This is a genomic window from Candidatus Neomicrothrix sp. (assembly GCF_035329545.1).
GTDB classification, from domain to species: domain Bacteria; phylum Actinomycetota; class Acidimicrobiia; order Acidimicrobiales; family Microtrichaceae; genus Microthrix; species Microthrix subdominans.
Genome location: NZ_DAOLGP010000039.1, coordinates 1 through 13802, shown reverse-complemented (window position 1 = coordinate 13802; position 13802 = coordinate 1). Strand labels below are relative to the sequence as shown.

The following is a 13802-nucleotide window of genomic DNA, read 5'->3' as shown; positions in this document are numbered from 1 at the left end:
GGCCTCGCTGGGATCAGGCGAGCTGCTCGATGACCCAGTCGATGCAGCCGGTCAGGGCGGTGATGTCGTCGGGCTCGATCGCCGGGAACATGGCGACGCGCAGCTGGTTGCGGCCCAGCTTGCGGTAGGGCTCGGTGTCGACGATGTCGTTGGCCCGCAGCACCGCCGCCACCTCGGCCGCATCGACCGAGTCGTCGAAGTCGATCGTGCCGACGACCGGCGAGCGCAGCGCCGGGTCGGTGACGAAGGGCTCCGCCAGTGCGTGGGCGTCCGCCCAGCCGTAGAGCCGAGCGGCCGAGTCGGCGCAGCGGCCGGCCGAGAAGGGCAGCCCGCCGTTCTCCAGGATCCACTGCACCTGGGCATTGGCCAGCACCAGCGTCGCCAGCGCGGGGGTGTTGTAGGTCTGATCCTTGCGCGAGTTGTCCAGGGCGGTACCCAGGTTGAGGAACTCGGGCACCCAGCGGCCGGACAACGACTCGATGCGCTCGATGGCGGCGGGGGAGCACGCTGCCAGCCAGAGGCCGCCGTCGGCGGCCAGGCATTTCTGGGGTGCGAAGTAGTAGACGTCGGTGGCGGCGGCGTCGAAGCGGATGCCCCCTGCGGCCGAGGTGGCGTCCACAGCGACCAGGGCGCCATCGTCGGCACCCTCAGGGCGAGCCAAGGGGATGGCCACCCCCGTCGAGGTTTCGTTGTGGGTCAACCCATACAGGTCGACGCCGGCGACGGCCTCCAGCAACGGGGCCGACCCGGGGTCGGCAGTCGCCACCGACGGCTCACCGATGTGGGGGGCCTTGCGTGCGGCGGTGGCGAATTTGGAGCTGAACTCGCCGAAGTTCAGGTGGTGGCTGCGCTCGGAGATCAGGTTGAAGGTGGCGGCGTCCCAGAAGGCGGTGGTGCCACCGTTGCCGAGCAGCACCTCGTAGCCGTCGGGGAGGCACAGCAGCTCGGACAGCCCGTTACGAAGCTCGCCAACAAGAAACTTCACCGGCAGCTGACGATGGCTGGTGCCCATCAGGTCGCCGCCCAGCGAGGCGAGCGTTGCCATCGCCTCGGGCCGGACTTTGGACGGGCCGGCGCCGAAGCGGCCGTCGGAGGGGCGGAGGTCGTCCGGAATGGTGGGCATGGGAGAGTTGGTCACCTGCTCAGTGTGGGTGAGCACGGGCATCGGTGCCAATCTGGGCGGTGGAGAAACCGGTCGTGGGGACGCACCGAACCCCAGGTACCCTCGCACCGGCCACGACGACCCAACCGAGGACCACTTTGATGACGAACTCACGAGTTTCCGCACTGATCGGCGGCATATCTCCGTCGGCCACCCTGGCGGTCGATGCCAAAGCCAAGGCCCTGCGAGCCGCCGGCGAGTCGGTCGTCGGCTTCGGTGCCGGCGAACCGGACTTCCCGACCCCGGAGGCCATCGTCGAGGCCGCCGCCGAGGCGACCCGGGACCCCAGGTGGCACCGCTACTCGCCCGTGGCCGGTCATCCCGACCTGAAAGAGGCGATCGCCCAGAAGACCGCCCGCGATTCGAGCTATGAGGTGGAGGCCTCCCAGGTGCTCGTCACCAACGGCGGCAAGCAGGCGGTGTACCAGACGCTGCTGGCGCTGCTCGACCCGGGGGACGAGGCGATCATCCCGGCGCCGTATTGGACGACCTACCCAGAACCGGTTCGGCTGGCCGGCGCCACCCCGGTGTACCTGGCCACCGACGAGACCTCCGGGTTCCGCGTGACCATCGAGCAGCTGGAGGCCGCCCGCACCGAGCGCACCAAGCTGTTGGTGTTCGTGTCGCCGTCCAACCCAACCGGGGCGGTGTACCCACGCGACCAGATCGAGGCGATCGGCCGGTGGGCACTCGAGCACGACATCTGGGTGGTGACCGACGAGATCTACGAGCACCTGGTCTACGGCGATGCCGAGTTCCACTCGATGCCGGTGGTCGTCCCCGAGCTCGCCGACCGGTGCGTGGTGCTCAACGGCGTCGCCAAGACCTACGCGATGACCGGCTGGCGGGTCGGCTGGATGATCGGCCCCGCCGATGTGATCAAGGCGGCCACCAACCTGCAGAGCCACTCCACCTCCAACGTCTGCAACGTCGCCCAGCGCGCCGCCCTCGCTGCGGTCAGCGGTGACCTCGAGGCGGTGGCGGGGATGCGCGACGTGTTCGACCGGCGCCGCGTGACGATCCATCGCATGCTCAACGAGATCCCTGGGGTGACCTGCCTGGAGCCCGAGGGGGCGTTCTACGCGTTCCCCAGCTTCGCCGGGCTGTTGGGCCGGCCCCTCGCCGGCCATGTGCCGGCGACCTCGCTCGAGCTGGCCGACCTGGTGCTCGAGCACGCCAAGGTGGCGTTCGTGCCGGGTGAGGCGTTTGGTGCCCCGGGCTACGGGCGCTTCTCCTTTGCGCTGGCCGATGACGACATGGAGGAGGGCATCGCTCGCATCGCCCGGCTGGTCGCCGCAGGATGACCGACGGAGCGCCCTCCGCCGACGCCTCGTCCGGGCAGGGTGGGCCTGACGGGTATCGCCCGGGGTGGTGGCCCAGCCCGCTGAGCGCGGCCCAGGTGGCGGCGCCCGGATCGCGCCCGAGCGAAGTGCAGGTGGCCGACGGTTCGATCTTCTGGTCGGAGAGCCGCCCCGACGAGGACGGCCGGGTGGCGGTCGTTCGTTGGAATCCGGAGCGGGGCGCGGTCGACGTCGTGCCCGTGGACGCCGACGTGCGCACGCGCGTCAACGAATACGGCGGCGGCGCCTGGCGGGCCGCCCCGGGTGTCGTCTACGCCTCGCTGCGCTCCGACGCCCGCGTCTGGGCCATCCCAATCGACGCCGACGGGGTGGCGGGCGAGCCCCGACCGATCACCGCCGAGTGCCCGCCCGATGCGGTCAGTCGGTACGCCGACCTGCAGCTGACCCCAGACGGTCAGTTCCTGGTCTGCGTGCGGGAGCGGCCGGTGCCCGGCCTCGAGCCGGTACAGGAACTGGTTGCGGTGAGGGTGTCCGACGGGCGGGTCTCCATCCTCGCCGCGGGGTCGAGCTTTGTCGCCGATCCTCGGATCTCGCCGGACGGGGCCACGATCTGCTGGTTGTCCTGGAGCCATCCGGACATGCCCTGGGACGCCACCACTCTGTGGGCCGCCGACCTGGCGATCACCGGGACCGCCATGTTGGACATCGCAGAGCCGCGCGTGGTGGCCGGCGGCCGCACGGCCCTCGAGGCCGGCGGAGCCCCGGCGTCGGTCTCCGATGCGGCCTGGGGCCCGGACGGGGCGCTGTGGTTCGCCAGCGACCACCTCAACGGCTACTGGAACGCCATGGCCTGCCCGCCGGGGCTACCCGAGGCCGGATCGGGCCGCCCGGTCGGGCTGGGCCGGTGGGAGGTGGCCCAACCCCATTGGGTGTTCGGTCGATGCCGCCTGGCGCCGCTGCCCGGCGGCGGGGCGTTGAGCGCTCGTCGCATCGACGGACGCGATGTGTTGACGCTGTTGGCGGCGCCGCCCGGCGGCGGACAGGGCGGTGGGGTGGCCGTCGAACTGCCGGCCCCCACCCTGGCCGACGATGTCACCCAGGTGGAGACTTTTTCGGTCGGGTCCGGGCCGGCCGGCGCGTTCATCGTGGCGGCGGTCGTCGCCGGCGCCGACAGCTCGCCGCACGTCCGCTGGTGGCATGAACACGATCTGACCGTGACGGCCGCCGAGGCGGCCGGCAACCGTCCCGAGGAAGGCGCGGGAGCGCAACGGCATCCCGACGGGCGGTTCCTGAGCGGACCGGGCACGTCGCAGGGTCTGGTGTCCCTGGCACCCGAGTGGGTCTCCAAGCCGCAGCATCTGGCGTTTTCGACCGAGAGCGCGACGGAAGCGGGAGCGGAAGCCTCTGGGATACAGGGTGGGGCGGCGGTCGGGCACACCTTTGCGTTGTACTACCCGCCGCGCAACCCTGAGGTTGGCGACGTGTCGGAGCCGCCGCCGTTGGTAGTGCGCATCCACGGCGGCCCTACCGCTGCCGCCGAGTGGCGCTACCGGGCCGACGTGCAGTTTTGGACCACGCGCGGGTTCGCCGTCGCCGACGTCAACTATCGCGGCTCGACCGGATACGGCCGTCCCTATCGGGAGGCTTTGCGGGGAGCGTGGGGGGTCGCCGATGTGGCCGATTGCGTGACGGTGGCTGAGGGCCTGGCCCAACGGGGCCTTGCCGATCCGGACCGGTTGTTCATCCGGGGCGGCTCAGCCGGCGGGTTCACAGCGCTGGCCGCCGTCACCTTTCATGACACCTTCGCTGCGGCGGCCTCGAGCTACGGCATCGCCGACCTGGCCCTGCTGGCCGCCGAAACCCACAAGTTCGAAAGCCGCTACCTCGATGGGCTGGTCGGCCCCTATCCCGAGCAGGCCCAGGTGTACGCGGCCCGATCGCCGCTCTTCCACGTCGATACCATCGACGTACCGGTGCTGGTGCTGCAGGGGTCCGACGACCCCGTGGTGCCGCCCAGCCAGGCGGACGCTCTCGTCGACGCGTTGCGTAGCCGGGGAGGCCGGGTGGAGGAACGGCGCTACGAGGGTGAGGCCCACGGCTGGCGGCGCGCGCAGACGATCATCGACGCCCTCGAGACGGAGCTGAATTTCTTCCTGTCGATCTGACCGATCCGAGCCCGTCGACCCTCCCGGTGGTCCCCGGCGACACGAATCTTGTTTCAATCCGTGCTGGTACCCTGACTCGGCCACCGGGCGTTCCCGACGACGGGGAGAGAACCTCATGTGCGCAGTAGCTCGACGCGGCAATCGACCTCACGTCACCGTGATCAAGGCCCGCTGGGGTTCGGTGGGGCTGCACCATGTGTCGTTGCACCGGTTCCCCCCGCTGGCGGCGATGACCATCGAAGCGCTCGCCCGCCGCGAGGACTGGGACACCGCCATGATCGACGAGGACGCCGAAGAGCTCGACCTCGACGCACCGACCGATCTGGTGGCGATGACCACCTGGACGGCCAACGCTCCCCGCACCTACCGGATCGCAGCGGCCTATCGCGCCAAAGGCATCCCGGTGGTCATGGGCGGCGTGCACCCATCGATGTTGCCGGGCGAGGCCGCCCGTCATGCCGACGCCGTCGTGGTGGGGGAGTGCGAAGCGATCTTCGGCAGGGTGCTCGCCGATGCCGCCGCCAACCGTCTGCAGCAGTTCTACGAGGGGTCGTGGGAGGACCTGTCGCTGGCGCCGACCATCGACGAGCTGATGCCCCGCTACGAACAGTTTCCGCGCGGGCGATACCTGCCCACCCACACCACCCAGACCACCCGCGGGTGTCGCTTCAACTGCGACTTCTGCTCGGTGATCCGCATCAACGGACGAGGTCAGCGCCACCGCGACCCGGCCGCCGTGGTCGACGAGCTGCGCATCCGGGTGAAGATGCCCGGCCGGCCGCCGGGAACCCCGATCGTCGTGTTTTTCACCGACGACGACCTGGCCGCCGACCAGGAGTACTGTGGGTCGCTGTTCGAGGCGATCGCTTCGGCCAACCTGCCGGTTCGTTTCGCTGCGCAGACGTCGATCGGCCTGGCCCGTAACCCCGAGCTGCTCCGGCTGGCCGAGGCGGCCGGAGCGGCCCTGTTCTTCATCGGCTTCGAGAGCGTCAACCGCCAGGCGCTCAAGGAGGCCAACAAGAAGAACCGCCCCGCCGAGTTCGCCGAGCTGGTGCAGCGTCTTCACGACGCCCACATCGCCGTCGAGGGCGGCTTCATCTTCGGGTTCGATTCCGACGGGCCCGGCGCGTTTGCCGACACGGTACGCGCTGCCGACGAGATCGGCGTCGACACCGCCCACTTCACCATCCTCACCCCGCTGCCGGGCACACAGACGTTTTCCCGTCTCCATGGCGAGGGTCGAATCTTCGACTACGACTGGTCGCACTACAACGCCTACCGGACACTCTTCGAGCCGGCGCAGATGTCGGTGGCCATGCTCGATGCCGGCGCCCGCTGGGCGTACGGGGCGTTCTATTCCTCCAGCGCCCGTCGGCGCCGAACCTGGGCCCAGATCAGGCGCAGCTCGCCGATGATGGCGGCCGCCTACCGCTTCGTCGGTGGGTCCTATGCCCGCCACTACGGCGTCGGTCTGCAGGGCAGCAGCGAGGCGCCGTTCCAACCGCACCCCGACGACATCGCCCACCTGGCGACCGTGTCGAACTTTGATGCCAACCAGGTGCTGATCGAGGCGTTGGCGCTCGCCTCGGGCGGCCGCCCATCGTCGGCCGGTGCGGCCACCCCGGTGAACGTTTCACTCGGTCGACCGGTTGCGGCGTCCACCGGGACCACCGTCGCCGGAGGGGGCTGAGCGCCACCCCGGATGCCACTACGCTCCGGGTTGGAACAACTGCACCGAGCGGGAGGAACCCCAGCCCCATGCGCCTTACCGTCCTTGGATCGTCGGGCACCTTCGCCGGCCCGGATGACGCCTGTTCCGGATACCTCGTCGAGCACGACGGGTTTCGGTTGGTGATGGACGTCGGCCCCGGCACCCTGGCCAACCTTCAGCGGCACCTGCCCCTCGACCGGATCGACGCGGTGTTGTTGTCCCACGCTCACCCCGACCATTGGGGCGAGTTGCCCACGCTGTGCAACGCCTACCGCTACGTGCTCGGCCGCGACGACCTCCCGGTGCTCGGGCCCGCAGACGCGCTCGCCTGCGTCGAGGCGGCGCTGGGTGGGTCGACGAGCCCTACCTTCGCCTTGGAGGAGGCGGGTGATGGCGACGAGTTTGAACTGGGGCCGATCGAGCTGCGGTGTTCGGCCACCGATCATCCGGGCGTGACGCTCGGGTTCCACCTGTCCGCCGGCGACGTCGCCATCGGCTACTCGGCGGACACCGGCCCCGGCTGGAGTTACAAGGAGTTCAACGCCCCGGTAACGCTTGGCCTGTGCGAAACGTCCTACGTCGAGGCCGGCGACACCGGCGGCATGCACCTGTCGGCTGCGGAGGCCGGTGCGATGTGCCGAGACGCGGGTGTGTCCTTCCTGGCCGCCACCCACATCGTGCCCGGACAGGATCGAGATGCCATCCTGGGGGCGGCCACCTCCGCCTTCGGCGGGAAAGTGCACCTGGCCACCCCCCATCTTCGATTTGAACTGTGAGCGTGATCCCCACATGAGCCCCACCCCCCGAGCCGACGGCCGTGCCCCCGACGAGTTGCGCCCCGTCACCTTCGAGCGCGACGCCACCGAGTTTGCGTTGGGTTCGGTGATGGCCTCGTCGGGCCGTACCAAAGTGCTGTGCACGGTCAGCCTCGATGAGGACGTTCCCCGCTGGATGCGGGGCCGCGGGTCCGGGTGGGTGACCGCCGAGTACTCGATGCTGCCCGGTTCGTCGCCCGAACGGATCCGTCGCGAGACCAAAGGCCCGAAGGGTCGCACCCAGGAGATCCAGCGCCTGATCGGTCGCTCGCTGCGCGCAGTGGTCGACCACGAGGCCCTGGGCGAACGCCAGCTGCTGGTGGACTGTGACGTGCTCCAGGCCGACGGTGGCACCCGCACCACCTCGATCACCGGAGCCTGGCTGGCGCTGTGGGACGCCTGCGAGCGCCTGGTGGCGGCCGGCCTGGTTCCCGCCAACCCGATCCTTCAGCCGCTGGCGGCGCTGTCGGTGGGGCTCGTCGACGGCGAGGCCCGGCTCGACCTGCCCTATGAGGAGGACTCCAGGGCCGAGGTGGACATGAACGTTGTCGTCGCCGGCGACGGCCGCTTTGTCGAGGTGCAGGGCACGGCCGAGGGCCAACCGTTCAGCCGCAATCAGCTGGACGAGCTGATGGTGTTGGCCGAGGGCGGCGCCGCCACGCTGTTCGACCTGCAGCGCAGCTACACCGCCACCCCGCCCGAGCCGCGCACGATCGGTCGGTCGGACTGAAGAGCAGCGGGTCCGTCGTGATCGCCGAGCGTTCCAGGACGATCGTCCTGGCCACCGACAACCCACACAAGGTGATGGAGCTGAGCAGCCTGCTGGCCGCATTGTCGGTGCCGGTCGAGGTTCTGCCGCGGCCCGAGTGGCTCGACGATGTCGACGAGACCGGAACCACGTTTGTCGCCAACGCCGATCTGAAAGCGATCGCCGTGGCCAATGCCGTGGGTGAGTGGGCGCTCGCCGACGATTCGGGCCTCGAGGTCGACGCCCTGAACGGGGCGCCGGGGGTGCGATCGGCCCGGTTCGCCGCCGACATGGCCACTACCGAGCGGGGCGGGACGCCGTCATCGGGCAATTCGACCGACGAGGCCAACCGGCGGGCGCTGAGCGACCGCCTCACGGAGGCCGGCGTCGGCTTCCGGCGCTCCGCTCGATTCCGATGTGCCCTGGCGCTGGCCGACCCGAGCGGCAGGGTGGCGCTCCGGGCCGAAGGTGCGGTCGAGGGGGAGATCATCACCGAGCAGCGGGGCGATGGCGGGTTTGGGTACGACCCGATGTTCGTGCCCGACGACGGCGACGGATCGACCTTCGCCGAGATGGATTCCGATGCAAAAGCGGCGATCTCCCACCGGGGCCGCGCCCTGGCGGAGCTGATCAGGATCATTGAGGCCTCGGGGTGGCCCGGGCACACCTGAGCAAAAACACCGCACGGGCGAGGCCGCAATCGGCAATGCTGGTTGCTGCGGTCGCCGCCCACGGGACGCCGCTCAGCGAACGACGAGCACGAAGGAGTGTGCCGTGGCCAACGATCAGGTGCTCGTACTCAACGTCTCCTACGAGCCGGTCATCTTGATCCATTGGCATCGGGCGATCTGTTTGGTCATGGCCGAAAAGGTGACCGTCGAGGCGGTCGAGGATGGCCGTGCGCTTCGCTCGGCCACCGCCGAGTTTCCCTATCCGGCTGTGGTCAGGCTGCGTCGGTACGTGCCGGCGACCCGGGCGAGTTCCCTGGGCTGCTCGAGACGGTCGGTGCTGCGGCGCGATGGGTTTCTGTGTGCCTATCGAGCGTCGAGTCCCGTGTGCGCCACCCGCGCCGCTTCGGTCGATCACGTCGTCCCTCGGTCTCGGGGTGGTGGCGACGAGCCGACCAATCTGGTGGCGGCCTGCGTGCCCTGCAACCAGCTGAAGGCCAACAGAACGCTGCGGGAGCTGGGCTGGTCACTGCACCGGGTTGACCCGGCCCATGCAATGCCCCTGTTCGACCTGGAGGACGTGCCGGTGGCCTGGCGCCCCTTCCTCCCGGTCGCCGCCTGAACCAACGGTCAGCGGCGCACCCGGCGGGCACGTAGCGTAGGCAGCGGTTTTCCTCCGCATCACGGCGGGGTCGACCAACTCGAAGGAGGGGGCAGTTGGGAACGATCGGTGGTCTCGTCGTGCCCTTGGTGGTCGCCGCTGCGATCGGCTTTGTCGTCGGCTGGTTCTTCGCCCGGGCCGGGCGGGGGCCGGACGGGGTCGCGCAAGGGCGCTCCGACGCGGATGGGGCCGAGCCCGGCTCGGACGATGTCGATGAGCGCGTCGCTCGTCTGGAGGCCGACTACGCCCGGCGGGTCGAGGTGTTCTCCAAGCGGGAGGCCGAGCTGATCACCGCCGGTCGCAAGGTGGTCGAGCAGCTCCGACAGCGGGAAGGCGAGCTGGCCGAGGTGCGCGATGAAGGGGCGTCGGACGGCCAGCCCCCCACCCCGCTGCCCTCCGCCCCCGGGCGACAGGAGCCCGAGCCCTCGACAGCCGAACCAACGCGCCGCAACGAACGGCCCGTCGGCCCGTCCACCGAACCGGCCGAACCGGCCGAACCCAGGACGCCGCCCACTTCGTCTCCGCCGGCCACCGCAGAGACCCCAGCCGCCTCCGGATCGACTGGCGCCGCCCCCGCCGTCTCCGGATTGGCCCGTGCCGCTCCGGCACCCGCCAAGAGAGGTCGGCGAGCGGTCATCGACCCGGCGACCGGTCAGCCGATCAACCCCGAGTCGAAACCCAAGCCGTCGTCAGGCGACGACCCCGTCGGCAGCGCCCACTCCAACGGGGGGCAATCCCGCCCACCGGGTCCGGAGGCCGACGTGCCCGACGCCGGCTCCTCGGCCGAGCTGTCGGTGCGCCTCATCGCCCCTGGCCTGACCCGAGAGGAGCCTGAGGTGATCGACCTGCGCGATCAGCGCCGGGTACCCCCGGCAGCCGACATCGTGCCTCCCGCCTCCCGGCAGGGCGAGGAGTTGATCGACATCGTCGGCATCGGGCCAAAGATCGCCGACCAGCTCCGCCAGGCCGGGGTGGTCACCCTCGCCGACCTGGCCGGCCTCGACCTCGACGGCCCGCTGCCGACTTCGATCGAGGGCCTGCGCGGTCGGCTGCGACAGGGCGACTGGGTGGGCCAGGCCCGCCGCCTCACCGACTAGTTCGCCAAGCCCAGCTGTTGCGGCGAGGTTGCTGGTGCGGACGGTGGGACTCGAACCCACACAACCTTTCGGATACCAGGACCTAAACCTGGCGCGTCTGCCAATTCCGCCACGTCCGCGTTGCGGTGCTCGCTGCGCAGGTCACGCTACCCGTCGCGTGAGGTCGTCGTTGACGTGGGGTCGACCGTGCTTCGACACCCGATGTGTCTCCGGCAAGGCGATGGAGTGAGCACCGGGTAGCCTCACCCACCGGTCCGATGGCGCCCTCACAACGGCGTCATCATGCCCGGGTACAGCCAGTCTGACGTCAGTCCTACTTTCGAGGAGATCCATGAGCGACGCGTTGTCCGCATTCACCAGCCACCAGGCCCCCCGCTCGGGCCCGCTGTCGGGCATGGACCCCTCGGCGGACATCTACAAGCTGCTGTTGAAGGACCGGATCGTGTTCCTGGGCGCCGAGGTGTCCGACGAGCTGGCCAACTTCGTCACCGCCCAGATGCTGTACCTCGACGCAGAGGACTCCAGCAAGGACATCATGTTGTACGTCAACTCGCCCGGCGGCTCGGTGACCGCCGGCATGGCGATCTACGACACGATGCAGTTCGTCAATGCCGATGTCGGCACGGTGTGCGTTGGCCTGGCGGCTTCGATGGGCCAGTTTCTGCTGTGCGCCGGCACCGCCGGCAAGCGCTTTGCGCTGCCCCACAGCCGCATCATGATGCACCAGCCGCTCGGCGGCATTCAGGGTCAGGCCGCCGACATCGCCATCCAGGCTGAGCAGATGATCTATGTCAAGCGGATGCTGGCCGATCGGATCGCCCACCACACCGGTCAGACGCCCGAGCAGATCAACACCGACTCCGACCGTGACCGCTGGTTCACCGCCGAAGAGGCCAAGGAGTACGGCATTATCGACAACGTGATCATCGGTAAGGGCGAACTGGCCTAGGCCAGGTTGACCGCTCCGCTGAGGCAGTTCGGGCCACGGAGGCCGGGTTTGCGGTCAGGTGGTGGCGGCAGCGGTGGCGGTGGCCCGTAGCTCAGAAACCGCGTGGGCCAGGCCCTCGGGATCCCGGTACAGGGCGCTGCCGGCGACCAACACGTTGGCGCCGGCGCTCGCCGCCCCGGCGATCGTGGCAGACCCGATCCCGCCGTCGACCTCGATGTCGCAGTCGAGTCCGGCCTCGGTGATCCAACGGCGCAGGGTGGCGACCTTGGGCTCCATTTCGGCGATGTAGGCCTGCCCGCCAAACCCCGGGTTGACCGTCATCACCAGCACCATGTCGCACAGCTCGAGCACGTAGCGCACGTCCTCGGGCGGGGTCGAGGGGTTGAGGGCCACCGCCGGTTGGGCGCCCAACTCGCGGATCGACCCGAGCGTGCGGTGGAGGTGCTTGGTCGACTCGGCGTGCACGATCAGCATCTGGCACCCGGCCTCGACGTACAGGTGGGCCAGCTCCTCGGGCCGTTCCACCATCAGGTGGGCCTCGAAGGGCACGTCGGTGGCGTTTCGGCATGCCGCGATCACGTCGGGACCGAAGGTCAGGTTGGGGACGAACTGACCATCCATCACGTCCCATTGGATGCGGTCGACCCCGGCGTCGGCGAGGGCCGCACACTCCTCGCCCAGCTTGGAGAAGTCGGCGGGGAGCACCGACGGCACGATTTCGATCGGCCGGTCGGTGCCGGGTGCCGGCTTCGACGAGGAGGCAGCGGTTGGGGGTGAAGCAGTTGAGGTCACGGGGTCATGCTACGAATTGTTCGTGGAACAGATCGAGTTGCGGGTAGAACGACCGGTGGCCGGCGGTATGGGACTGGCCCGTCGAGATGACGGCCGGGTGGTGCTCGTCGACGGCGGCCTGCCCGGAGAGCTGGTACGGGTGACGCTCAGCGAGGAGCAGCACACCACGTTTGGCGAGGTGACCGAGGTGCTCGAAGCCAACCCCGAGCGGGTCGAGGTGGCGCATTGCCCCCACGTCGCCGACGGATGCGGTGGCTGCGATCACGCCGATGCCCAGCCTGCCCTGCTTCGACGCATGAAGGCCGAGGTGCTCGCCGATGCCATCCGTCGCCTGGGCAAGATCGACGCGCCGGAGATCCAGCCCGGGCCCGATCTGCCCACCGCTGACTTCCGGACCACCCTGCGCTTGGGGGTGACCGACGGCCGGGCCGGGCTGTTCGAGCTGGGCACCCACGAGCTGGTGCCGCTGTCGGTGTGCGTTGTGGCCCATCCGTTGTTGGAGCAGATCGTGACCGAGAGCGACTTTGGACCGGCCACCGAGGTGATGGCTCGGGTCGGTGCGGCCACCGGCGAGGCGCTCGTGATGGTGACGCCGAACGCCACCGGGGTGTCGGTGCCGATCGACAACGTGCGGGTGGTGGGTCTCGACGAGCTGGAACGGAACCGGGCGTGGATCCACGAGGAGGTCGCCGGGCGACGTTTTCGTATCTCGGCCCAATCGTTCTTTCAGACCCGCCGTGACGGGGCTGAGGCGTTGGTGCAGCTGGTCGCCGATGGCCTGGGTCCGATGTCGGCCGGCGATCGGTTGGTCGACGCCTACGCCGGTGTGGGCCTCTTTGGTGCAACGCTGGCCGATCGGACGCCCGGTCTCAGGGTGACTGCGGTCGAATCGGCCCGGTCGTCGGTCGCCGACGCCAAGGTCAACCTCGCAGGTGCCGCCGAGACGGGACAGGCTCGGGTAATCGCTTCCACGATGGCCAAGTGGCGCCCCTCCAAGGCCGACGCCGTCGTGGCCGACCCGCCCCGCGCCGGCCTGGGCAAGCAGGGCGTCGGCAAGGTCGAGGCCACCGGGGCCGGACGGGTGGTGTTGATCAGCTGCGACGCTGCCTCTGCCGGGCGCGACGCCGGTCTGCTCGTCAGGCGGGGCTTCAGCCTCGACTCGGTCACCCTGGTCGACCTGTTCCCCCACACCCACCACACCGAGTCGGTGGCGGTGTTCTCCAGATAGCGCTCGTTACGGCGCACTCAGCGAGGCGTTGAAGCTGAGGTCCGACGACGCCCCGGCCTGGTGAACCTCGACCGCCAGCGTGTTGGTGCCGACGCGCAGCGCCGACGGTGGGACGGTGACGCTCACCCATCGCGTTTCGGCGGCGCCGTTCTTGTAGGCGGAGGCGAAGGACGACGAACCGATCGTTCCGGCCGGCAGGTTGTCGCGCATCACCTCGACCCCGTTGAGGCGGGCGAGCGCGCCGTCGTCAGAGACGACCGACAAGGTGATCGGCTGGGTCGGAACCGAAGTGAGCGAGAACGAGTTGCGGAAGTAGGCGGTGTTGGCAGCGGGGCCGATCACGGTGGCTTCGTCCCCGTCGCCGTAGCCCAGCTCGGCCGAGCCCTGGGCCCAGGCGCCGTCGTTGAACGCCGGATCGGCCCAGTTGGCCGGGGCATCACCCATTCGGTAGTGCCAGTCGGCCCCGGCGGGCACCAGCACGCCACCGGCCGGCGGGGGTGGAGGT

At 69.8% G+C, this 13802-nt stretch carries 12 protein-coding genes, 1 tRNA gene and 1 pseudogene; 10 read left to right on the top strand and 4 right to left on the bottom strand.

Features of this window, described 5'->3' with window-relative positions; all coding sequences use genetic code 11:
* Window positions 1-13: 13 nt before the first annotated feature.
* Window positions 14-1123 (bottom strand): phosphoserine transaminase, encoded by a 1110-nt coding sequence (gene serC / locus PKD89_RS16705; RefSeq protein WP_349257373.1) that lies wholly within the window; start codon window positions 1121-1123, stop codon window positions 14-16.
* Between the two features lie 140 nt (window positions 1124-1263).
* On the opposite strand from serC, the gene PKD89_RS16700 reads away from it, so the two are divergent.
* From PKD89_RS16700 to PKD89_RS16665, 8 genes are all read left to right on the top strand, one after another.
* Complete coding sequence (locus PKD89_RS16700) at window positions 1264-2466, top strand: pyridoxal phosphate-dependent aminotransferase (RefSeq protein WP_287378984.1); 1203 nt, start codon at window positions 1264-1266, stop codon at window positions 2464-2466.
* Window positions 2463-4628, top strand: coding sequence for a prolyl oligopeptidase family serine peptidase (locus PKD89_RS16695; protein ID WP_289011066.1), 2166 nt, complete (start codon window positions 2463-2465; stop codon window positions 4626-4628). The genes PKD89_RS16700 and PKD89_RS16695 overlap by 4 nt, the downstream gene beginning before the upstream one ends.
* Window positions 4629-4743: 115 nt before the next feature.
* Entirely contained in the window at window positions 4744-6318 is a 1575-nt protein-coding gene (locus PKD89_RS16690) for a B12-binding domain-containing radical SAM protein (RefSeq protein ID WP_289011065.1), read from the top strand.
* Between the two features lie 68 nt (window positions 6319-6386).
* Window positions 6387-7115 carry an MBL fold metallo-hydrolase gene (locus PKD89_RS16685; protein ID WP_287378981.1) on the top strand — a complete coding sequence of 243 codons (729 nt, stop codon included), beginning with the start codon at window positions 6387-6389 and terminating at the stop codon, window positions 7113-7115.
* 13 nt (window positions 7116-7128) lie between these two features.
* On the top strand, window positions 7129-7884 hold the full coding sequence (gene rph / locus PKD89_RS16680) for a ribonuclease PH (RefSeq protein ID WP_289011064.1): 756 nt from the start codon (window positions 7129-7131) through the stop codon (window positions 7882-7884).
* A gap of 17 nt (window positions 7885-7901) precedes the next feature.
* Complete coding sequence (gene rdgB, locus PKD89_RS16675; protein ID WP_289011063.1) at window positions 7902-8573, top strand: RdgB/HAM1 family non-canonical purine NTP pyrophosphatase; 672 nt, start codon at window positions 7902-7904, stop codon at window positions 8571-8573.
* Window positions 8574-8676: 103 nt separating this feature from the next.
* Window positions 8677-9192, top strand: a complete 516-nt coding sequence (locus tag PKD89_RS16670; RefSeq protein WP_289011062.1) for an HNH endonuclease — start codon at window positions 8677-8679, stop codon at window positions 9190-9192.
* A 95-nt stretch (window positions 9193-9287) separates the two neighbouring features.
* A complete protein-coding gene (locus PKD89_RS16665) occupies window positions 9288-10328 on the top strand; it encodes a hypothetical protein (RefSeq protein ID WP_289011061.1) in 1041 nt (346 codons plus the stop codon).
* A 32-nt stretch (window positions 10329-10360) separates the two neighbouring features.
* Here the strand turns inward: PKD89_RS16665 and PKD89_RS16660 are convergent.
* Window positions 10361-10447: transfer RNA gene (locus PKD89_RS16660), tRNA-Leu, on the bottom strand.
* A gap of 212 nt (window positions 10448-10659) precedes the next feature.
* On the opposite strand from PKD89_RS16660, the gene PKD89_RS16655 reads away from it, so the two are divergent.
* Complete coding sequence (locus PKD89_RS16655; RefSeq protein ID WP_425591260.1) at window positions 10660-11277, top strand: ATP-dependent Clp protease proteolytic subunit; 618 nt, start codon at window positions 10660-10662, stop codon at window positions 11275-11277.
* A gap of 54 nt (window positions 11278-11331) precedes the next feature.
* Here the strand turns inward: PKD89_RS16655 and rpe are convergent, their stop codons facing one another.
* Entirely contained in the window at window positions 11332-12069 is a 738-nt protein-coding gene (gene rpe, locus PKD89_RS16650) for a ribulose-phosphate 3-epimerase (RefSeq protein ID WP_289011060.1), read from the bottom strand.
* Between the two features lie 22 nt (window positions 12070-12091).
* On the opposite strand from rpe, the gene PKD89_RS16645 reads away from it, so the two are divergent.
* Window positions 12092-13297, top strand: a complete 1206-nt coding sequence (locus PKD89_RS16645) for a class I SAM-dependent RNA methyltransferase (protein WP_289011059.1) — start codon at window positions 12092-12094, stop codon at window positions 13295-13297.
* A 6-nt stretch (window positions 13298-13303) separates the two neighbouring features.
* Here the strand turns inward: PKD89_RS16645 and PKD89_RS16640 are convergent.
* Window positions 13304-13802 (bottom strand): annotated as a pseudogene (locus PKD89_RS16640) (galactose oxidase-like domain-containing protein); the annotation flags it as partial.